This is a genomic window from Ruegeria atlantica (assembly GCF_013032505.1).
Taxonomy (GTDB): Bacteria; Pseudomonadota; Alphaproteobacteria; order Rhodobacterales; family Rhodobacteraceae; genus Ruegeria; species Ruegeria atlantica_F.
Genome location: NZ_WQCG01000005.1, coordinates 268,796 through 286,884, shown reverse-complemented (window position 1 = coordinate 286,884; position 18,089 = coordinate 268,796). Strand labels below are relative to the sequence as shown.

Genomic DNA, 18,089 nt, shown 5'->3' with positions numbered 1-18,089 from the left:
GCGTCTCCGCCGCTTCCGCAGCGTCCCAAGCGCCTCAGCAGCGCCGGTGAAGGGGGTTCTAAGTATAACCGCATAAGTCCGCAAGCGGAAAATGACGTCTTTGGCGATTTTTTTCATTTTCCCTATTTAGTTGTTTTTTATCAAAATGTTATCAAACACCTAACACTCCCTTGAATGACCGCACTACAAGTAGGATTGCATGTCATCGTTACACCGGCCCGCTTCAATGAAAAGCGCACCCCTATATATAGTCAGGTCGCCCCATCAGACCACAAGACTCAAACGAGTCGGTTGCGATTCAATGAGTCGGAATTGGCCAAAAAATCGAGTTGGAACGAACATTGGACATAGAATCCTTACGCCTCAACCCACGCCGGGCTTGCGCATTGCGGCATGATAATGTGTGGTCGCCCCTAGAAGATGCCCGGGTTAGCCGCGAAATGACTGCCAATACTGCCGACACGTTCCCACGCATAAGCACTGTAGGCTATGACGGCCTTCTTGTTTCCTTTGCCGATGCCATGGCAGAGCCCTCGAACCGGGCAGCACTGGCCTTTAGGAACGCAGTGGACACAGCAACCTGGGACGGAGTTATCGAAACCTCCGCGTCACTAGCATCGGCCTACCTGAGGTTTGATCCCGACAAATTGCCTCGTGCTGAGATCCAAGACAAAGTACAGCACCTACTTGCGCAGCAGAATTGGCTGGACGCTCCGCTGCCCACCGGCCGCAGGCTGTGGCGGGTTCCGACGGTTTATGGAGGCGAACTTGCGCCTCAACTGGACGAGGCGGCAGCGGCGGCGGGCCTGGATCCCGTAGAAGCAATCAGGCGGCTGAGCGACACAAAGGTTCGCGTATTGACGATCGGCTTTGCACCCGGGCAGCCCTATCTCGGACCGCTGGGGCCAGAGTTCAACATTCCACGCCTGAAGGAATTGACGCCGATGGTCCCAGAGGGGGCGTTAGTGTTGGCGATTTCCCAATTCGTTTTGTTCTCGGGCCCGACCCCGACCGGTTGGCGGCACGTAGGTCAAACAGCATTTCGCTGCTTCCGCCCCGACGGGCCGCAAAGCTTTGCGTTGAAGCCAGGGGATGAAATGCAGTTTTTGCCGATTTCGCGCGATGAACTGGAGGCCATCCGCGCCAACAATTTGGACGGCACGGGCGGGGCCACCTGCGAGGAGATCGCGGGATGAGTTTGTTTGTGCACCGCATTGGTCCTGCCTGCACCATTCAAGATCAGGGACGCGTCGGGTATTTGGATCAGGGACTATCCCGATCTGGCGCAGCAGATCTGCGGGCGTTGCACGAAGGCGCGGTGTTGCTTGGCCAAAGCCCTCAGCTTGCAGCTTTGGAAATGGCTGGAATGGGTGGAGAGCTCGAAGCGACGCAACCTCTTGGCATCGCACTAACCGGCGCGCCAATGCAGGCCAGTATTGACGGCGCACCGGTGGTCTGGAATGCGTCGCACCAGATGGAAGCCGGGCAGCGGCTGGTGATTGGTGCGGTGACGCGCGGGACTTATGGTTACCTGCATGTCAGCGGAGGGGTCGCGTCCAAGCCCTTTCTTGGATCACGCTCAGCGCACCTGACGGCCAAGATTGGGAGAGCCGTCCAAGCCGGAGACACTCTGCCTGCAAACAGCGGGCCGCCCATCAGGGGCATGAGGCTTACCCCGGATGACCGTTTCTCGGGTGGCGTTCTGCGGGTGATCGCCAGCTTTCAGACACCCCTATTCGATCAAGAAACGCTGGACCGATTTGCCCAGACTGAATTTCGGCGCGGTAGCCGGGCCAACCGTATGGGGATGCAATTGGATAGCGAGGGTGAGGGTTTCGCGGCCCAAGGTCAGCTCAATATCCTGTCCGAGGTTATAACCCCCGGCGACATACAAATGACCGGAACCGGAAACCCGTTTATTCTGCTGCCTGAGTGTCAAACAACGGGCGGGTATCCCCGGATAGCCACTGTCCTGCCCTGTGATCTGCCGCGCGCGGCGCAAACTCCGGCGGGCGGCAAGATCAGGTTTGAATTCGTTTCAATGGACGAAGCAGCAATCCTGCAATCTGCCTACAAAGCCGAACTCGTCCGCCTGGCGGCACGGGTCGAGCCTCTGGTCCGTGACCCGCATGACATCCCGGACCTCTTATCCTACCAATTGATCGGCGGAATGATCTCTGCCACCGACTAGGGAGTACGAATAATGCCAAGCGTCGATCTGAATGCCGATATGGGCGAAAGCTTTGGCCCCTGGAAGATGGGCGATGACGAAAGTCTGCTTAAGATCATCACGTCTGCCAATATAGCTTGCGGCTTTCATGCCGGCGACCCGGATGTGATGGCCAAGACGATGACATTAGCCGCCGAAAACGATGTCGGAATCGGCGCGCATCCCGGTTTTCCTGACCTGCAGGGTTTTGGCCGGCGTAATATGAAAGTGCCTCACAACAGCCTGCGCAATCTGGTGCGGTTTCAGTTGGGGGCTGCGATCGGAATGGCCAAGGCCGTTGGCACCGAAGTGCGGCATCTGAAGCTGCACGGGGCGCTGGCCAACATGTGCTCGGTCGATATCGACATGGCGCGGGCTTGTTATCAGGGCGCGCTCGACGTCGACCACGACATCATCATCATGGTACTGGCCGTCACCAAACAGGAAGAGGCCGTGCGCGAGCTAGGTTGCAAATGGGTCGGAGAGATCTTTGCGGACAGGGCCTATAACGACGATGGAACCCTCGTTGACCGCAGTTTGCCAGGAGCAGTTATTCACGATCCCGAAATTGCCGGCCCGCGCATCCTGAATATGGTGCGCGAGGGCGCCATCATCACCGAAAGCGGATCGCGACTGGAAACGCCGATCGATACGATATGCCTACATGGTGATGGCCCCACTGCGGTCCAGATTGCACGTTCGGTTCGGGCATGTCTGATCGAGGGCGGGGTCGAGGTAACAAAATTCATGCGGTAGAAAGAAGGCCTTAAACCTGACGATCTATCCTCTGACTGTTGCCTGCACGGAATTCAGACCCTAGCATGACCAGCAAGTGCATGTTCTGAATACCACAATTCTAAGCAACGCCATGCTGGACCGGTATGGGCAAGGAGGCTGGCCAATGTCTTTCGATCTGATGAATTATGAACCGCGCGGCGACAAAAAGAACTCAGAGTTCTTTCACCAATACCTGCCGATGATCTACGAACGCCGTCAAAGCTCGGGCGTAGCCGACCAGGTTGGGGCGATGCGCGCGATCGTCATTCAGGTTGAACCGGACGCTGTGTTCGACACGCTGATCGAACTATATGTCATGACACCTTACCGGCATACGGCCAGCTATCTAGGCCAGACGCACAAATTTGCGGTGCTGCATTCGCACTCCGATTATCCCGCAATGATCGTCATGGCTCCGCTGAGCGCGACCTTTGAAGACTTTATCCCACGCATCAACCGGATGTACCCGCTGGCCCGCAATACCCCCCAGACCCGTTATGTCGGAGAAGTGTTTGGTGCCACGGACCTCAACACCCTGACCAAAACACTTGAAGATCAGAACATCAGATTTGAGTACAAGGGCGACACTGAAAACCCGTTCTACACTCTGGACGGATTCAGATTTACGTCCCCGTCTGATTTCACATGTAACAGGGTTGGCTATTCATCCCTAGATTTCAACGACACCGACAGCCTTGGCTTAGGTGACCGCGTTTTGCTGAGCAATGACGAACAGGCTCGCCTAGATCAGGCAGCCGCATTCGGGGCTGACAGCAAAATCGCGCCATTGATGCTGGGGATCGATCACCTTGCAACACGCATTCTGGCTGGTGAGCGTGAGGACGCGATCCTCGAATTTCTGACCATGGTGCCTTATTACTTTTGGGGCGCGTACAACATCTTCGACATGAATTCGTCGACCAACGTGAACCGAAACGCGAATGTCGACGATGATAAGAAGTCCCCGGCCAAGGTCTTCACCGCAAACAACACGCCATCTTTCGTCAATTCCTTTGAACAATTGCCGATGCCGACCGAGGATTTCGTGCGAAATTTTGGCCGCCGTTTGCACCACATGGCGGTCGAGATTCAGGATGGTGACCACGGCGCGGGTGAAAAGAATGTCGACTTCGTGGTCAACACGCTAAAAGACAAGGGCGTGCCGTTCCTGGCCCATGTGGTGGGTGAGTGTAAAGATGACCCGAACCTAAAGCAGATCTTCTCAAAGCACTCGAAATACACGCTGCTGATCACCGAATATATCGAACGCTGTCACCACTATGACGGGTTCTTTACTAAAGATAACGTGGCCGCCCTGACAGCCGCGGCGGGTCAGGACGAACAATACGAACACGGCCACGTCTTTGACTGATAAAAAAAGGCTGCGAGTTTCCGCGCAGCCCAGATCCATTCAGGAGAGTATGTCGAGCCTTATGACGGTCCGATCATGAAACAAGTGACGTTCCGGGCCTGCAACCGGCGACAGGCCAGATCGGCCTGTTCCCGGGTCATGCCCTGAAACGTTGCGTCGAAGCCGCGCGAGCTTTGGTTCACCTTGCGCAGCGTGCCTTCCAGAGTGGTCATTTCCGACAGGGCCGTTTTCAGCAAGATCTTTTCCGCCTCATATCGGGTGGTATAGCGGCCTACGTTCACGCCCCATAGTCGCCCACCCGATGTGGACAGGCGGGTTACGATCTCTTGCTCAGGCTCGGGCTGCGCTGCCGGTTCAGTCGAGGCCAGAACCAGATCAGCCGGGCGCGCAGCGGGGCGGGTCGCGTCACTGTCACCAGACGGTTGGATGTCGGCAGCCGCGATAGCCGCAGCGATTCCGTCCTTTATACGCGTACCGTTTTTGGCAGCCGTCTCAGCCACGGTGCCAGCAACCTGAACTGCGGCACCCGGCCCAGGGCGCAGTACGGGGCGCAGGCTGGATTTTGGCGCAATGGTCAGCGCCGCCACGGTTGCGCCCAATCCCGCGTTCCCGGCATAGGTGGGGCGGGCCGGCTTGCGGATCGGGGCACGCGAGGGGGCACGGCGGAATCCCATGTCCAGCAACTCTGCCACTTTTGCATTCCGCGATGCGCCGGATTTGCCACCAAACACAGTTGCGATAATGCGTTCGTCTTTGCGTTTGGCCGATGCAACCAGGTTAAAGCCGGCAGCCCGCGTGTATCCGGTCTTGATCCCGTCGGCACCTTTGTAAGCTGCCAACAGGCGACGGTTCGTGTTGGGAACCGTCTTAATCCCGGCATGCGTGGATTGGCGCGAGAACAGGTTGTAATACTGCGGATAATCATAAAGCAGATGGCGACCCAGCGTGGTCATATCCCGCGCGGTCGACAAGTGACCTGATTCCGTCAAGCCATGTGCGTTCTTGAACGTTGTGCGGCTCATACCCATGGCCTTGGCCGTGCGCGTCATGCGACGGGCGAATGCGGCCTCAGACCCGCTGATCGCGATCCCGATGGCCGTGGCGGCGTCATTGGCAGACTTTACCGCTGCCGCCCGGATCAGATACCGGAACGCAATCGTTTGCCCGGTACGCAGGCCCAACTTCGAGGGGGGCTCGGAAGAGGCCTTTTTTGTAATTCTAACGGGCGTATCCAAGGTAATTTCACCGTTCCGCACCGCCTCGAAAGCGATGTAGAGGGTCATCATCTTGGTCAGAGAGGCCGGATGCAAGCGGGTGTCAGCATTACGCGAATGCAGAACCTCTCCTGTCCGCGCGTCAATGACCATCGCCGCATATGGTGCCGCAAATCCCTGCAACGGCGCAAAGGAGAGCAGCCACAAGAATGCTATGAGAAATAAGCCCATTCGGGCCGGAACTGTCCGCCGAACCTGCACGATCTTTGCCTCTGTCTACCTCAGGCCGCCGGGTTTTCCCGGTCAGCGCAATTTATATTTTATTACTGACAAGGCTAACACAGAGACCCAATTAAATAAACCGAAAGCGTGCAAAATCGCTGTTTCGTTAAAGGTCAGAACGGACACTACATGTAGACATTCACGCCACGCGACCCACCATATCCACGCAGCCTAAACCCATTAACGCCAAACCCGCCCCGTTTTTCGAAAACTGAGGCCAATTGGCAACATCAACTCAGGCGCCGAACCAGATCCGCAAGTTCGCCTAAATCCCGCAGCTCGCAATAGCGCGCGTTGTCCGACGGGGTTTCGGCCTTTTCGATCTCCCAAACCAAACCATGTGGCACATAGACACCCCAACAACCGGCCTGGATTGGGGCGACGACATCGGATCGCATCGAATTGCCCACCATCATTGCAGAATCGGAGCCGTCACCATGTCGCGCAAAGATGTCACGGTAGGTTTGAGCCGATTTTTCGGACACGATCTCGACCTCGTCGAACAGCTCACCTAACCCCGATTGCGCCAACTTCCTTTCCTGGTCAATCAGATCGCCCTTGGTGATCAGAATCACCCGATGCGTATCAGCCACCGCCTCAATGGCCTCACGCGCATGCGGCAACAACTCAATCGGGTGGGCCAGCATGTCCTGCCCGGCCTCGACCAATTGACGGATCACAGATGCCGGGACGCGGTCCTCGGTGACTTCGATTGCAGTTTCGATCATCGACAGGGTGAAACCTTTGATTCCGTAGCCGTAATGCCGGATATTGCGCTTTTCCGCAGCAAGCAGACGATCCAACAGGTGATCGCGATCGGCGTGATCGGCCAGCAATTCTGTGAAATGCGCCTGCGTCAGCTGAAAAAAACGCTCGTTGTGCCAAAGTGTGTCGTCGGCGTCGAACCCGATTGTGGTCAGCGCTTTTTCCATTTCGATTACGTCCTGCAGGCTCTTTTCTCTGGCCCCTTGCACGTTATATAACCGTCCAGACAAACCGAAGCCTGAATCGGACAAGGGCGCAATGACTGAACACAAATGGATGATGTCTGACAAACCGGACGACGACGGTGATCCGTCGCTGTTGGTGCAGACGCGCCCTAAGACCAAGCGCCCACCGCTGTACAAAGTGCTGCTGCTGAACGATGACTACACACCGATGGAGTTTGTGGTGCACGTGCTTGAGCGATTCTTTGGCATGACCCACGCCGAGGCGTTCGAAATCATGTTGACCGTTCACAAAAAGGGCGTCGCGGTAGTTGGTGTCTTCAGCCATGAAATCGCCGAAACCAAAGTGGGCCAGGTCATGGACTTTGCCCGCAGGCACCAACACCCCCTGCAATGCACAATGGAACGGGAAGAATAAGGTCATCTGACCACTCTTCCGGAATTGCCGATGTCCCCTCGTCTTGATCTTGCCCTGCAAAGCGGCCTTGTGCTGTCGCAACCGCTAAGCGTGCTTGGACCGACACTGGATAGCGACCTATCCGCCCTGCCGCGTGAGACACAGGTGGTTCAGCCATTCAAACCGTTTCACGACCATTTTGCCGAGCAGGGCATTACGGCGGTCCCAGAATCCGACGCACCCTGTCAGGATGCCATCGTGGTCGTGCCCCGCGCCAAGGCACTGGCGCGCAGTTTGGTGCATCAAGCCTGTCAGCGGGCCAGCGGGCAGGTTGTCATCGACGGCGCAAAAACCGACGGCGTCGATAGCCTGCTGAAAGACATTCGCAAACGCGTCGATGTCCAGGGTCCCATCGCCAAAGCTCATGGAAAGATTTTTTGGTTCCGCTCAACGCCAGAGGCGTTCGCTGACTGGGCCGCGCCCATAGAACAGGTGGTCGACGGCTTCCGCACCGCGCCCGGCGTGTTTTCAGCGGATGGGATTGACCCGGCCTCCGCCTTGCTGTTGCGCGCGCTGCCCAAAAAACTGGGTTCCCGGATCGCCGATCTGGGTGCGGGATGGGGTTACTTGTCTGCGGAAGTGCTTAAGCGGACCAATCCCCGTGTTTTGCATCTGGTCGAGGCCGATCACATCGCCCTGACCTGCGCCCGTGTTAATTTGGACGAGACCTGCGCACAGTTCCATTGGGCCGATGCCGTCACATGGAACGCACCGGAACCGTTGGACACCGTGGTCATGAATCCGCCGTTCCACACAGCGCGCGCCGCCGACCCCGAACTGGGCCAAGGATTTATCAAATCCGCCGCCCGCAACCTGACCCGCAATGGCGATCTGTGGATGGTGGCCAATCGCCACCTGCCGTACGAGGCCACATTGGACGAAAGTTTCGCACAAGTGCGCGAGGTGTCAGGCGACAATCGGTTCAAGGTGTTCCACGCCTCTCGCCCTAGGGCATAATCCCGGCTAACCTGCGCCGCAAATCAGGAGACAAAGCATGTCCTTTTCCATAGCCGGCAAGACCGCCATCGTCACAGGCGGCGCCAGTGGCGTCGGATTGGCCATCGGGCGCCACTTTTCGGATGCCGGAGCAAATGTCATGTTCGCCGACATGGATGAAAAACGGTTGGCGGAAGAATTGGGTGAGCAGGCAGATGACAGCAACATCCGATTTTTCGCGGGCGATCTGCGGGAAAAGCTGACCATAGCAAACCTGCTGTCGGCCACGCTGGATGCGTTTGATCAGGTTGACATTCTGATTAACGGCGCACGGCAGGTGATCCCATCCGACCCGCTGGATACGGACGACGATTCCGTGCGTACCCTGCTTAATCAAAACCTGATGCCCGCGCTACGACTAAGCCAGGCGGTTGCCAAGCGTATGATAAAACAAGCAGGTGACAACGACGAAGGCCCTGCCGGGTCGATAATCAACCTGTCCTCGATCGCGGCGCGGCGCACCCATCCCGATCTGATGGCCTACTCTGTTTCTACAGCGGCGCTGGACCAGATGACACGCTCGTTGGCTGTTGCCTTTGCCCCGAAACGAATCCGCGTCAATTCCATCGCGTTGGGGTCTGTCATGAGCGCCTCGCTCCAGTCCACTCTCAAGGAAAACCGGGGTTTTCGCGACGATATCGAGAAACATACGCCTCTGGCCCGGATCGCGGCCCCGAACGAGCTGACCGAGACGGCACAGTTTCTGGCTTCGGACGCGGCCGGGTTCATTACCGGGCAGATTCTGACAATTGACGGAGGTCGTACCTTGTTGGACCCCGTCGCAGCCCCAGCGCATTAAGCCTCATGTTTGATACCGAAAAATCAACCGCCGCCGCGTGGTTTCGCCAATTGCGCGACGAAATCGTCGCCGCGTTTGAGGCACTTGAAGACAGCCACAACACTGGCCCGTTTGCAGACACGACACCTGGCCGGTTTGAGGTCAAGGAAACCAAACGCCAGTCCGAGGACGGAACCGATGCGGGCGGCGGGTTGATGTCCGTGATGCGTGGCGGTCGGGTTTTTGAAAAAGTCGGCGTCAATGTCTCGACTGTGTACGGCACGCTAGGTACTCGCGCACAGCAGGCCATGGCAGCGCGCAAGGGTATTCCGGGAATGACCGAAGACCCGCGGTTTTGGGCCTCGGGCATCTCGCTGGTTGCGCATATGCAGAACCCACATGTGCCGGCCGTTCATATGAACACGCGCATGTTCTGGACCCCGCACGCGTGGTGGTTCGGCGGTGGATCGGACCTGAACCCTTGCATCGAATATGACGAAGACACAGCGCATTTTCATGCGACCCAAAAGGCGCATCTGGATCCGCATGGTCCCGGCCACTACCCCCGACTGAAAGACTGGGCTGATGAGTATTTCTATATTCCCCACCGGAAACGCGCCCGTGGCGTAGGCGGGATATTTATGGATGACTATTGCACCGGAGACTGGGCCTCGGATTTCGCGCTGACACAGGACATCGGCCGCGCGTTCTTGCCTGCTTTCCTGCCGTTGGTCGAAAAGCGCCGTGTGCAGGATTTTGATAAACCGGACAAGGACACCCAACTGGTGCATCGGGGCCTTTATGCCGAATACAACCTCGTCTACGACCGGGGCACAAAATTCGGGCTGGAAACTGGCCATGACCCGGATGCGGTACTGATGAGCCTTCCGCCAATGGCAAAATGGGCCTGATAGGTTATCGGAACCCAAAATCCAAAAAATTGTCCCAGCAATAACCCTGCGCGGACCCCGCCGACATGTTCTCGCCCACGCGTTTTACTGTAATAGAGTAGCCCGGCGTAGTATCGACCCCTTCGGGTGGGGTGAGTGAGAACTGCACCGTACGCACGCCCTTCTCATAGGCGCGGACAATATAGATGCGCTGTGTTGCTTTGGTTCTGAGTGTGCGAATTGCAAAGTCCCCTATGCCGCACCAATACGCCACCGGAGCCGAGGTCCCGCTGGCGGAGACCTCATAAACACCATTGGCCTTGGGCGTGACCGTGGTCTTAAAGCCCGGATAATTGCCGATCCTGACCCCAATTCCCTGCGCAATTACAGGTGACGCTGCAACAATTGCCACGACGGCCATCTTCACAATCCGCATAACCACAATTCCCGTTTCGAAACAGAACTTTCCAAGGATCATAGTGGACCGAGGCAACGAGTAAAGATTGCTGTGAAAAAACCGGCAAACCGAGTACTTGGTTGAGGTTTGTATCGAGTAACACGTTCCCAAAAGGTTGGTTTGACTTCCCACCCGACAAGTAAGCGGATTTCAGCGCGATGTTTTTGCTGGCAGGTTTGACGGAAACGCATCGAAAATGGACCCTTGGTCAAGTTCGTTGCACCTTTGAAACACCACTCCGGTTAGGACAATACAACATATTTCGCCAAAATGGGTTTCCACGCGGCTTTGTAACATTCGCGGGCCTAAGCTCTGAGGTTGAGTACAGGTACGCGGTTAAAAAGAAACCCTTAAAGGACAAGGATTACACAAGCTGTTCGTCCTTTTGGATCGTCGACCTGGTCGCTCCATTTGGCCAAAACAAGCAAATTGTTGATAGCTTGAAAAAGTCCATTCCACATTCACGAATTCGCTCTGGCTCTAACTGAGGAGAGGTCCTGAGATGGTTTCAATTGTTGGGAATGACTCAGGGTTTGTTACAGGCAATCCGCCTAACACCGTTACGGACACTCCGGTGGCCGACCCGGTGCTTTCGTTTACATTCTTAATAAATCCAACTTGGACGATCGCCACGCCACCTCAGTTTGGCACCTTAACAATAGATGAAGACACAGGGGAATGGGTATACACGGTCGATCCTGACGATTTTTCTGACCTTGATGACGGAGAACTTTTGGATGATTTCTTCGTCATTCGAGTACGAGGGTTACTTGCCGTACCAGACGAGGGGATTTTCCCTGTAACCGATACCCTCAGGGTCGACATTACAATAGAAGGCGTCTGCTTTACGGCAGGCACACTGATCCTGACCGAAGGCGGTGACCAAAGGATCGAGACCCTGACAGTTGGCGACAAGGTGATGACCGTGGACCGCGGCCTGCAACCGATCCGGTGGGTAGAAAGCAGCGCCTTGTCGCCGGAACGGTTACGGGAAAATCCCGCCATGCGACCGGTTCGGATCAAAGCGGGCAGCTTGGGTACAGGACAGCCCGAACGCGATCTGCTGGTGTCCCAGCGGCACCGCATTCTTGTCCGCGGGCCAAAGGTCGAACTATTGTTCGGCGCACACGAAGCGCTAGTTGCGGCCAAGCACCTTTGTTCCTGGCCCGGTATTTCAATTGATACTTCAGATGACCCGGTCGAGTATTTTCACATCCTGCTGGATAACCACGAAATATTGACGGCCGAGGGGGCAATGGCGGAAAGTCTCTATCTAGGCGAGGAATCCCTATACACGCTGTCCTCGGACGCATTGCAGGAACTCGCCGCCATTTTCCCCAACACCGCCACCCCGGATGGGATGGGTTTCGGCAGGGCGGCCCGACTGATCCTGCGTGAATTCGAAGCCCGTGCGTTGGCTTAGCCCCCGCGCCGATACCCACCAACGTCCTGCGGAGCCAATGCGACCGTTTTGATGACCGCAAAACAGGGTTTGCCAGGTTCCAACCCCAACGCTTCGACAGAACGGCGGGTGACCCGCGCCAAAATGGAACCGGCTGGAGTCCTCACAGATACAATCGCCCCCGGCCCCTCGCCTGCGCGAACCGTATCGACCGTACCTTCCAGAACGTTTAATGCCGAAAGCCCCTCGGGGCGCTTGCTGGACAAGATGACTTCTTGTGCAGGGATGCGGATACGCAGCTCTTCCGCGATTTTATGAGGGATTTGGGGCAAAAACAGGGACGCCCCGCCCGCATCCAACTCGGTCAGCCCATCTGAATGATGTTTGAGGACCCGGACCTGAAGAACGGCACCAACGGCCCGCACTCCGGCCGGTGCAACCGATGGATCGGCCAATACATCCGAGGCCGGGCCGTGCCGCAGCACCCTGCCGTCTTGCAGCGCGACGACCGAAGTCGCCAAACGCGCAACTTCGGCAGCCGAGTGGGTGACGTACAGAATCGGCACCGAAACCTCATCCCGCAGCCGTTCGAAATAGGGAAGAATCTCGGCCTTACGCGCATCATCGAGCGCCGCCAAAGGCTCATCCGCCAGGATCAGTCGGGGACTTGCCAAGAGTGCGCGGCCAATGGCAACACGCTGCTTTTCTCCACCAGACAGCCCGGAAGGACGCCGGTTCAACAGGTGACCAATCCCCAGCATGTCGATCACTTTTCCCGGGTCTTCGCTGCGCGCACCCTTGGGTGCGAACCATTTTCCGTAAAACAGGTTCTGGCGCACGGTGAGGTGCGGAAAAAGCCGTCCCTCCTGAAAGATATACCCCAGCCGCCGCTTGTGCGGCGGCAACCAAAGGCCCTGCGCGGTGTCAAACAGCTCCCACTCATCGACGGCAACGCGACCGGCCATCGGCTTCACCAGCCCGGCAACAGCATTGACGATGGTCGTTTTCCCAGATCCGGACCGCCCGAACAGAACCGTCACACCGGCCGGTGCATCAAAGCTCAGATCCAGCTTCAGGTCGGGTAGATCGTGCTTGAGGCGAACGGATAGGTTCATGTTCCGGCCACCCGCGCAGCGACACGCCGCCCAATGAACTCGGACAACAACAATGCACCCATGGCAACCACTATCGAGATCACCACCAGCCGGGTTGCCGCTGCCTCACCGCCCGGAACTTGCAGGAAGGCATAGACAGCGGACGGCAGGGTTTGTGTCTGACCAGGGATGTTTGACACAAAGGTTATCGTCGCACCGAATTCTCCCATCGCCTTGGCAAAGGCCAATATCGCCCCGGCGATAACACCAGGCAGAATCATCGGAAGGGTCACTGTCGCAAACACAAACAAGCGTGATGCGCCCAATGTGGCACCGGCCTGTTCCAGTTTGGGGTCCACAGCTTCGATCGACAGGCGTATCGCCCGCACCATCAGAGGAAACGCCATGATACCCGCTGCAAGGGCGGCACCAGTCCAGCGAAAGGCCACGACGATTCCGAACTCTGCCAGCAGCTTGCCCAACGGCCCCTGAATGCCAAAAGTCAGAAGAAGCAGATAGCCCGTCACCACTGGCGGCAGGATCAAGGGAAGATGCACCAGCCCATTCAAAACCTGTCGTCCGGGAAACCGCCACCGGGCCAGCGCATAGGCAACAAATATACCCAACGGCAATGTGACCAGCGTTGCCCAAAACGACACACGTAGCGACAGTTTTAGCGCCTCTAGCTCTGCAGGCCCCAACCACTCCATGCCGTTATCCGTTCGGCAGGGCAAAACCCTGCGCTTCAAAAACAACCCGCGCGGGCTGTGATTGCAGATAGTTCAGAAAAACCTGCGCGCTTTCTGCACCAGTTGCCGTTACAGCAGCCGGATAGATGATAGGTGGGTGCAGGTCGGCGGAGAACTCGGCGATGACACGAACGCGTCCCTCGACCAGCGCATCGGAGCGGTAGACAATCCCCATCGGGACCGCACCCGTGGCAACCAATGCAAGGGCTGCGCGCACGTTATCTGTCTGCGCGATCTGACCCTGAAGCCCCTGCCACAACCCCAGACTTTCCAATGCGGCTTTTCCATAGATTCCAGCTGGCACGGCATCAACCAATGCCATCGCCAAATAACCGTCTTCCAGCGCCGAGGCCAAAGCGTTCTCAGGCTGCATTTCCGCGATGTCAGCCCCCTCGCCCCCCACGACCAGAACCAGCCCATTGCCAAGCAGGTCAGTGCGCGAAGCGGGGTCAATAAGATCCTGATCCTGCAGCGTATCCATCCAATCCACATTGGCGGAAATGAACAGGTCGGCCGGGGCACCCAACTGAATCTGGCGCGCGAGAACGGACGAGGAAGCGTAAGATACTGTCACACCTAGACCGGTTTCTTGCTCAAACTCAGATGCTATCTCATCAAGCGCAGTTTTGAGGCTGGCCGCCGCAAACACCAAAATCCCCTCGGCCCCCGCGCGAAGCGGAGCCAGCGTCAAGGCACCCAGAACCAGGGCCGCGATCAGAACTCGGCGCGCGTGGGACAGGATCGGTTTTCTCCCGCCTGGAAAGTTGCAGTTACTTTCGGGATATCTGAGGCGACGGGTAACACGCAAGCGCCTTTGCAATCACCAACTGGACAGAACGCAAAACGACATGCCGATCACGATAGAAATGGCTCAACATCACAAAGCATAGCGATTTTCCCTCCGGATTGATTTGGCGGCCACAAACAATTCAAACTCTGAGAAAGAAATTCTGCCGGACCCTCTTGCACCCGGGCGCAGGCTTGGCTAAATGCAGCGTCACGGGTGATTAGCTCAGTTGGTAGAGCGCTTCGTTTACACCGAAGATGTCGGGAGTTCGAGTCTCTCATCACCCACCATCCACTTCACTGCATTGGCGATCGAACTCACCAAAAACGATTTTGTTTCGTTTTTGGTCCGGTCAGTCGACTACTTAGACCGACCTGGCGGGTCGATTTGAAAGGCTTGCAGCGATTTTCTGTGCGTATAGCAGGATGTGCTCGGAAGTTAGAATCAAACCATTGAAAGCGCGTCATCCTCGAGCCTGGTCACGTTGAACACGACATCCTCGAAATCGGAGTCGCCTCCTCCCGTCAAGTCCTCGAAGCCGATGGCCATTGACTCGCCCCCCGAAACAACGCCGGAAAGCGCGTGTTGTTGATCGTCACCATTCAAGGCAGCCTTTTCGGCGTGAAACGTAGTCACGCCAGCAGAGTCTCCGTTTACCGTCAAAACAAAGTCAAATTCGTCGTCTACGTCTGCCAGGCCACCGTTGCTGGCAACAAAATTCAAGTCATCGCTGTCTGAAAGGGAATTAGCCCAATCTGCACCATTCTGAACTATGAAGAATCCAAGGCGATTTCCATCAGCCAAATTACTTAACTCTACCGTGCCATTCGCTTCATTGGTGTTTTTGAACAGCAGGCGCACATTCGCGATTTCGCCGTTACTTAGAATATCATAAACGCCAAGGACATTGTTGAAGTCAGCGGTTCCAAGGTCGACCATCTGTATCCGAAAATCCGTCGCGCCATCGCCTTCGAGAAAGGAGTTGTTCACGATGCCGTTGATTACGCTGCTGTCGACGCGGACCCCGGGCGCAAGGTCAGGCAGAAATTTAGCATAGCTGACCACGGTGTTTCCATCCTTGGTGATGGCAAAAAAGTCACCGCCCGATTGGCCACCGTCCAACGAAATCGTCAGATCCGCCGTGCCGTCACCATCAACATCGAATTCAACGTTCGAGTTATCGGTCAAGCGAATGTTGGACCGACTAAGCTCAACCCCTTCGATGACGAGGGACTTGCCCACTCCAAACCCGCTGATAACACTTTGATCCAGTTCTTCCGGCGTCACTCTGAGGGTATCCGCGTCGCCAAATGACAGATTCTCTTGCGAAGATGTCGAAACCGGATCTGCCGGTTCGCCCGGATCGGGAACTACCGGTATCGGATCGGCTGGCGTATCGGAACCGCCGGCATCCGACCCCGCGCCAGTGTCCAACTGGACACTCGCCGTGGTACGGGCAAAGTTCTGAGTCACAATGACGGCAGGAACGCCACCAAATGAACCAATCTCAATTCCGATACCAATGTAAGCCAAGTTTGGATTTAGAATGTTGGCGCGGTGGTCAGGGCTGTTCATAAGCGCATTGTGCAAATCAACGACATCGTCTGAAAATCCCGGCTCACCGCCCTGACTTTGCCAGGCTATGTTCTCGGCAGTCGCCCATGATCCGGACAATACAAAACCCGCGTCGCGCATGCGCTGGGTAGCCGAGCTTCCACCCTCACCGGTATGAGAGAAATTGCCGGATCCCAGCATCCACTGGCTATGCTCTTCAGCCGAAGCGTTCAGGCGGAGTTCAAGTTGAACAGGATCAAGGCCACGCGACGTACGTTCTGCGTTGATCAAACTTAGCATTTCACGCTCAAGCGCACTGGCCTGCGACATCGTCCATCCTCCGATTGTTCGCACGAGTTGCAGTCAAACTTGTTCAGATCAGTGAAAACTGCAGTCCAAAATCGCGTGAAGGCTTTAAACGGCAGAGATTCGCTCGACATAGTAGTAGGGACGGCAATATTTTGCGTACGACGCATCCGTAGAAGCAACATCTTCCCAAATTTGCATTGAACGCGGCCCGCAAAAGGTGGCCAAAAAAGGTGATCTATGCATTGAGGTTTGGAGTAATTGGCGATCCCGGAAGGACTCGAACCCTCAACCTGCTGATTAGAAGTCAGCTGCTCTATCCAGTTGAGCTACGGGACCGCTGGGCCCTTCTTGCGGTTTTTACTTCCGGGGTTCAAGAGCCAAGCGCATAAAGGCGCTGTTTGGGTCGGCATCATAGCCAAAGATCGGTTCGCAATAAGAATAGCCAAGCCGTTCATAAAGCTTTCGGGCCGCCTCATATTCCGGCAGGTGATCAGCGCCGGTTTCCAATACCAAAGCCGCTGCACCCTGAATGCGGGCCTCACTTGTCAGGTGGTTCATCATCTGACGCGCCAGCCCGCGCCCGCGCGCATGCGAGACGATGTGAACAGATTTCACCTCGACGGTTCCATCTGGTAACGACTTTAGCGCTCCGCAGCCGACGGGCTGCCCATCGTCGAACATGGCCCAGAACCTGATGCCAACTGAGGCCAGCGCCTTGGCATCCATGGTATGATTACTTTCCGCAGGCCCGGCGGCCTCACCATGGGCAAAATGCGCATCAATCAAAGGACGCAGCGCGTCCGAGGTCGGGTCGGCCTCGTGGATTTCGATCATTCAATGGGTCCAGGGCGCGCGCCGATCAGTGGCGAAATTCTCACCATAGCCGCGCGAACGCAGGTTGGGTTTGCGCTTGTGCGGTTCGCTGACCTGTACTTCGATGCCATTGTCCTTGGCATAATCCAGCGCCTCTTCCTTGGTATCGAACTTCAAGCGCACCTGAGTTTGCGTATCATCCGAAGACGTCCATCCCATCAGCGGATCAACCTCACGCGATGACGCGGGGGCGTATTCCAGAACCCACTTGCGGGTCTTGGCCATGCCCGAAGTCATTGCGTTTCTGGCGGGCTTGTAAATCCGTGCGCGCATGTCGCCTCTCCGTCCTCACTTGGCTGAGATCGTTTATGCGTCAGAGCGTGCGCTGGGACAAGAACGGAATTGTCGCGGCTGATCACGTACTAATGTCAAAAACTGTCATCAGCACCCTGTATTGATCGTGCAACCCCACAAAGAGGACAGCAACATGATCCACTACGAAAAAAGCTTGAAAATCGACGCACAGCCCGAAGCCCTATGGGTCATCCTCAGCCGGTTCATGCATATTGACGAGTTCGCGCCTCAGGTCACCTCGGTGGATGCGCTGACCACAGGATCAAATGGCGTTGGATCAAAACGGCGATGCCACTTTGAAAACGGCACCTCGTTGGTCGAAGAAGTGACGGATTGGCAGGCGAATAAAGGTTACCGCGTACGCTTGTCCGAAATGCCGGCTATGCCTCTGACAGAAGCACATGCGGCCATCACCATCGAACCCCTTGCGAACGGCAATTCACGCGTCATCTGGAGCATGGATTACCAGATGAAATACGGACCGTTGGGCTGGCTATTGGGTCAAACAATGCTGAAGATGGTGATGGGTCGCGTTCTGGACGGCAATCTGAAAGCGCTGGATGACAAGGTGCAATCGGTTGAAATCCCCGATGCACAGTATGCCTATTACTGAAACTGAGATTTCAGACCGGATCAGGCCTTGCAGTT

The 18,089-nt window shown here is 56.5% G+C and carries 20 protein-coding genes and 2 tRNA genes; 12 read left to right on the top strand and 10 right to left on the bottom strand.

What is annotated here, in order from left to right; all coding sequences use genetic code 11:
- Positions 1-440 precede the first annotated feature (440 nt).
- The 4 genes from GOW92_RS18745 to GOW92_RS18730 all read left to right on the top strand — a co-directional run bounded on the left by GOW92_RS18745 (position 441) and on the right by GOW92_RS18730 (position 4,358).
- A complete protein-coding gene (locus GOW92_RS18745; RefSeq protein WP_170563211.1) occupies positions 441-1,196 on the top strand; it encodes a 5-oxoprolinase subunit B family protein in 756 nt (251 codons plus the stop codon).
- Positions 1,193-2,191 carry a biotin-dependent carboxyltransferase family protein gene (locus GOW92_RS18740; protein ID WP_170563208.1) on the top strand — a complete coding sequence of 333 codons (999 nt, stop codon included), beginning with the start codon at positions 1,193-1,195 and terminating at the stop codon, positions 2,189-2,191. Before GOW92_RS18745 ends, GOW92_RS18740 begins: the two co-directional genes overlap by 4 nt.
- A 12-nt stretch (positions 2,192-2,203) precedes the next feature.
- Positions 2,204-2,965, top strand: a complete 762-nt coding sequence (locus GOW92_RS18735; protein WP_170563205.1) for a LamB/YcsF family protein — start codon at positions 2,204-2,206, stop codon at positions 2,963-2,965.
- Positions 2,966-3,110: 145 nt separating this feature from the next.
- Positions 3,111-4,358, top strand: coding sequence for a hypothetical protein (locus tag GOW92_RS18730; protein ID WP_170563202.1), 1,248 nt, complete (start codon positions 3,111-3,113; stop codon positions 4,356-4,358).
- A 59-nt stretch (positions 4,359-4,417) separates the two neighbouring features.
- Here GOW92_RS18730 and GOW92_RS18725 read toward each other — a convergent pair whose 3' ends face one another.
- Entirely contained in the window at positions 4,418-5,803 is a 1,386-nt protein-coding gene (locus tag GOW92_RS18725) for a D-alanyl-D-alanine carboxypeptidase family protein (RefSeq protein WP_170563199.1), read from the bottom strand.
- 281 nt (positions 5,804-6,084) lie between these two features.
- Entirely contained in the window at positions 6,085-6,786 is a 702-nt protein-coding gene (locus GOW92_RS18720; protein WP_170563196.1) for an HAD family hydrolase, read from the bottom strand.
- 91 nt (positions 6,787-6,877) lie between these two features.
- On the opposite strand from GOW92_RS18720, the gene clpS reads away from it, so the two are divergent.
- Genes clpS through hemF form a run of 4 tightly spaced genes read left to right on the top strand, consistent with a single transcriptional unit; the run spans position 6,878 to position 9,943 of the window.
- Positions 6,878-7,219 (top strand): ATP-dependent Clp protease adapter ClpS, encoded by a 342-nt coding sequence (clpS, locus tag GOW92_RS18715; protein WP_170563193.1) that lies wholly within the window; start codon positions 6,878-6,880, stop codon positions 7,217-7,219.
- A gap of 30 nt (positions 7,220-7,249) precedes the next feature.
- Positions 7,250-8,215, top strand: a complete 966-nt coding sequence (locus GOW92_RS18710; RefSeq protein WP_170563190.1) for a class I SAM-dependent methyltransferase — start codon at positions 7,250-7,252, stop codon at positions 8,213-8,215.
- A 37-nt stretch (positions 8,216-8,252) separates the two neighbouring features.
- The gene (locus GOW92_RS18705) at positions 8,253-9,053 is read left to right on the top strand and encodes an SDR family NAD(P)-dependent oxidoreductase (RefSeq protein ID WP_170563188.1); all 801 of its coding nucleotides are present in this window, start codon (positions 8,253-8,255) and stop codon (positions 9,051-9,053) included.
- Positions 9,054-9,058: 5 nt separating this feature from the next.
- The gene (hemF, locus tag GOW92_RS18700; RefSeq protein ID WP_170563185.1) at positions 9,059-9,943 is read left to right on the top strand and encodes an oxygen-dependent coproporphyrinogen oxidase; all 885 of its coding nucleotides are present in this window, start codon (positions 9,059-9,061) and stop codon (positions 9,941-9,943) included.
- A 4-nt stretch (positions 9,944-9,947) separates the two neighbouring features.
- Here the strand turns inward: hemF and GOW92_RS18695 are convergent, their stop codons facing one another.
- Positions 9,948-10,358, bottom strand: coding sequence for a hypothetical protein (locus tag GOW92_RS18695; RefSeq protein ID WP_170563181.1), 411 nt, complete (start codon positions 10,356-10,358; stop codon positions 9,948-9,950).
- 179 nt (positions 10,359-10,537) lie between these two features.
- Here GOW92_RS18695 and GOW92_RS18690 point away from each other — a divergent pair, with 179 nt between their 5' ends.
- Complete coding sequence (locus GOW92_RS18690; RefSeq protein WP_170563178.1) at positions 10,538-10,867, top strand: toxin-activating lysine-acyltransferase; 330 nt, start codon at positions 10,538-10,540, stop codon at positions 10,865-10,867.
- A gap of 14 nt (positions 10,868-10,881) precedes the next feature.
- Positions 10,882-11,802, top strand: a complete 921-nt coding sequence (locus GOW92_RS18685; protein WP_170563175.1) for a Hint domain-containing protein — start codon at positions 10,882-10,884, stop codon at positions 11,800-11,802.
- Here the strand turns inward: GOW92_RS18685 and modC are convergent.
- From modC to modA, 3 genes are read right to left on the bottom strand one after another with little or no spacing between them, the layout of a single operon-like run.
- A complete protein-coding gene (gene modC / locus GOW92_RS18680) occupies positions 11,799-12,896 on the bottom strand; it encodes a molybdenum ABC transporter ATP-binding protein (protein WP_170563170.1) in 1,098 nt (365 codons plus the stop codon). The genes GOW92_RS18685 and modC overlap by 4 nt on opposite strands.
- Positions 12,893-13,585 carry a molybdate ABC transporter permease subunit gene (gene modB / locus GOW92_RS18675; protein WP_170563167.1) on the bottom strand — a complete coding sequence of 231 codons (693 nt, stop codon included), beginning with the start codon at positions 13,583-13,585 and terminating at the stop codon, positions 12,893-12,895. The genes modC and modB overlap by 4 nt, the downstream gene beginning before the upstream one ends.
- A gap of 4 nt (positions 13,586-13,589) precedes the next feature.
- The gene (gene modA / locus GOW92_RS18670; RefSeq protein ID WP_170563260.1) at positions 13,590-14,363 is read right to left on the bottom strand and encodes a molybdate ABC transporter substrate-binding protein; all 774 of its coding nucleotides are present in this window, start codon (positions 14,361-14,363) and stop codon (positions 13,590-13,592) included.
- Between the two features lie 262 nt (positions 14,364-14,625).
- Here modA and GOW92_RS18665 point away from each other — a divergent pair.
- Positions 14,626-14,701, top strand: a tRNA-Val gene (locus tag GOW92_RS18665).
- Between the two features lie 154 nt (positions 14,702-14,855).
- On the opposite strand, the gene GOW92_RS18660 is transcribed toward GOW92_RS18665, so the two are convergent.
- The 4 genes from GOW92_RS18660 to GOW92_RS18645 all read right to left on the bottom strand — a co-directional run bounded on the left by GOW92_RS18660 (position 14,856) and on the right by GOW92_RS18645 (position 17,420).
- The gene (locus GOW92_RS18660) at positions 14,856-16,295 is read right to left on the bottom strand and encodes a CAP domain-containing protein (protein WP_170563163.1); all 1,440 of its coding nucleotides are present in this window, start codon (positions 16,293-16,295) and stop codon (positions 14,856-14,858) included.
- A gap of 238 nt (positions 16,296-16,533) precedes the next feature.
- Positions 16,534-16,610, bottom strand: a tRNA-Arg gene (locus GOW92_RS18655).
- Between the two features lie 21 nt (positions 16,611-16,631).
- Positions 16,632-17,108: a GNAT family N-acetyltransferase gene (locus GOW92_RS18650; RefSeq protein ID WP_170563160.1), complete on the bottom strand. Its 477-nt coding sequence runs from the start codon at positions 17,106-17,108 to the stop codon at positions 16,632-16,634.
- Complete coding sequence (locus GOW92_RS18645) at positions 17,109-17,420, bottom strand: ETC complex I subunit (protein ID WP_109312827.1); 312 nt, start codon at positions 17,418-17,420, stop codon at positions 17,109-17,111. It abuts the gene before it with no gap.
- A gap of 154 nt (positions 17,421-17,574) precedes the next feature.
- On the opposite strand from GOW92_RS18645, the gene GOW92_RS18640 reads away from it, so the two are divergent.
- Complete coding sequence (locus GOW92_RS18640; RefSeq protein ID WP_170563157.1) at positions 17,575-18,054, top strand: SRPBCC family protein; 480 nt, start codon at positions 17,575-17,577, stop codon at positions 18,052-18,054.
- Positions 18,055-18,089: the final 35 nt, after the last annotated feature.

Excerpts from the sequence above, each read along its gene's own strand:
- GOW92_RS18745 (WP_170563211.1), top strand. The coding sequence starts at position 441 with ATGACTGCCAATACTGCCGACACGTTCCCACGCATAAGCACTGTAGGC.
- GOW92_RS18740 (WP_170563208.1), top strand. The coding sequence starts at position 1,193 with ATGAGTTTGTTTGTGCACCGCATTGGTCCTGCCTGCACCATTCAAGAT.
- GOW92_RS18735 (WP_170563205.1), top strand. The coding sequence starts at position 2,204 with ATGCCAAGCGTCGATCTGAATGCCGATATGGGCGAAAGCTTTGGCCCC.
- GOW92_RS18730 (WP_170563202.1), top strand. The coding sequence starts at position 3,111 with ATGTCTTTCGATCTGATGAATTATGAACCGCGCGGCGACAAAAAGAAC.
- GOW92_RS18725 (WP_170563199.1), bottom strand. The coding sequence starts at position 5,803 with ATGGGCTTATTTCTCATAGCATTCTTGTGGCTGCTCTCCTTTGCGCCG.
- GOW92_RS18720 (WP_170563196.1), bottom strand. The coding sequence starts at position 6,786 with ATGGAAAAAGCGCTGACCACAATCGGGTTCGACGCCGACGACACACTT.
- clpS (WP_170563193.1), top strand. The coding sequence starts at position 6,878 with ATGACTGAACACAAATGGATGATGTCTGACAAACCGGACGACGACGGT.
- GOW92_RS18710 (WP_170563190.1), top strand. The coding sequence starts at position 7,250 with ATGTCCCCTCGTCTTGATCTTGCCCTGCAAAGCGGCCTTGTGCTGTCG.
- GOW92_RS18705 (WP_170563188.1), top strand. The coding sequence starts at position 8,253 with ATGTCCTTTTCCATAGCCGGCAAGACCGCCATCGTCACAGGCGGCGCC.
- hemF (WP_170563185.1), top strand. The coding sequence starts at position 9,059 with ATGTTTGATACCGAAAAATCAACCGCCGCCGCGTGGTTTCGCCAATTG.
- GOW92_RS18695 (WP_170563181.1), bottom strand. The coding sequence starts at position 10,358 with ATGCGGATTGTGAAGATGGCCGTCGTGGCAATTGTTGCAGCGTCACCT.
- GOW92_RS18690 (WP_170563178.1), top strand. The coding sequence starts at position 10,538 with ATGTTTTTGCTGGCAGGTTTGACGGAAACGCATCGAAAATGGACCCTT.
- GOW92_RS18685 (WP_170563175.1), top strand. The coding sequence starts at position 10,882 with ATGGTTTCAATTGTTGGGAATGACTCAGGGTTTGTTACAGGCAATCCG.
- modC (WP_170563170.1), bottom strand. The coding sequence starts at position 12,896 with ATGAACCTATCCGTTCGCCTCAAGCACGATCTACCCGACCTGAAGCTG.
- modB (WP_170563167.1), bottom strand. The coding sequence starts at position 13,585 with ATGGAGTGGTTGGGGCCTGCAGAGCTAGAGGCGCTAAAACTGTCGCTA.
- GOW92_RS18660 (WP_170563163.1), bottom strand. The coding sequence starts at position 16,295 with ATGTCGCAGGCCAGTGCGCTTGAGCGTGAAATGCTAAGTTTGATCAAC.
- GOW92_RS18650 (WP_170563160.1), bottom strand. The coding sequence starts at position 17,108 with ATGATCGAAATCCACGAGGCCGACCCGACCTCGGACGCGCTGCGTCCT.
- GOW92_RS18645 (WP_109312827.1), bottom strand. The coding sequence starts at position 17,420 with ATGCGCGCACGGATTTACAAGCCCGCCAGAAACGCAATGACTTCGGGC.
- GOW92_RS18640 (WP_170563157.1), top strand. The coding sequence starts at position 17,575 with ATGATCCACTACGAAAAAAGCTTGAAAATCGACGCACAGCCCGAAGCC.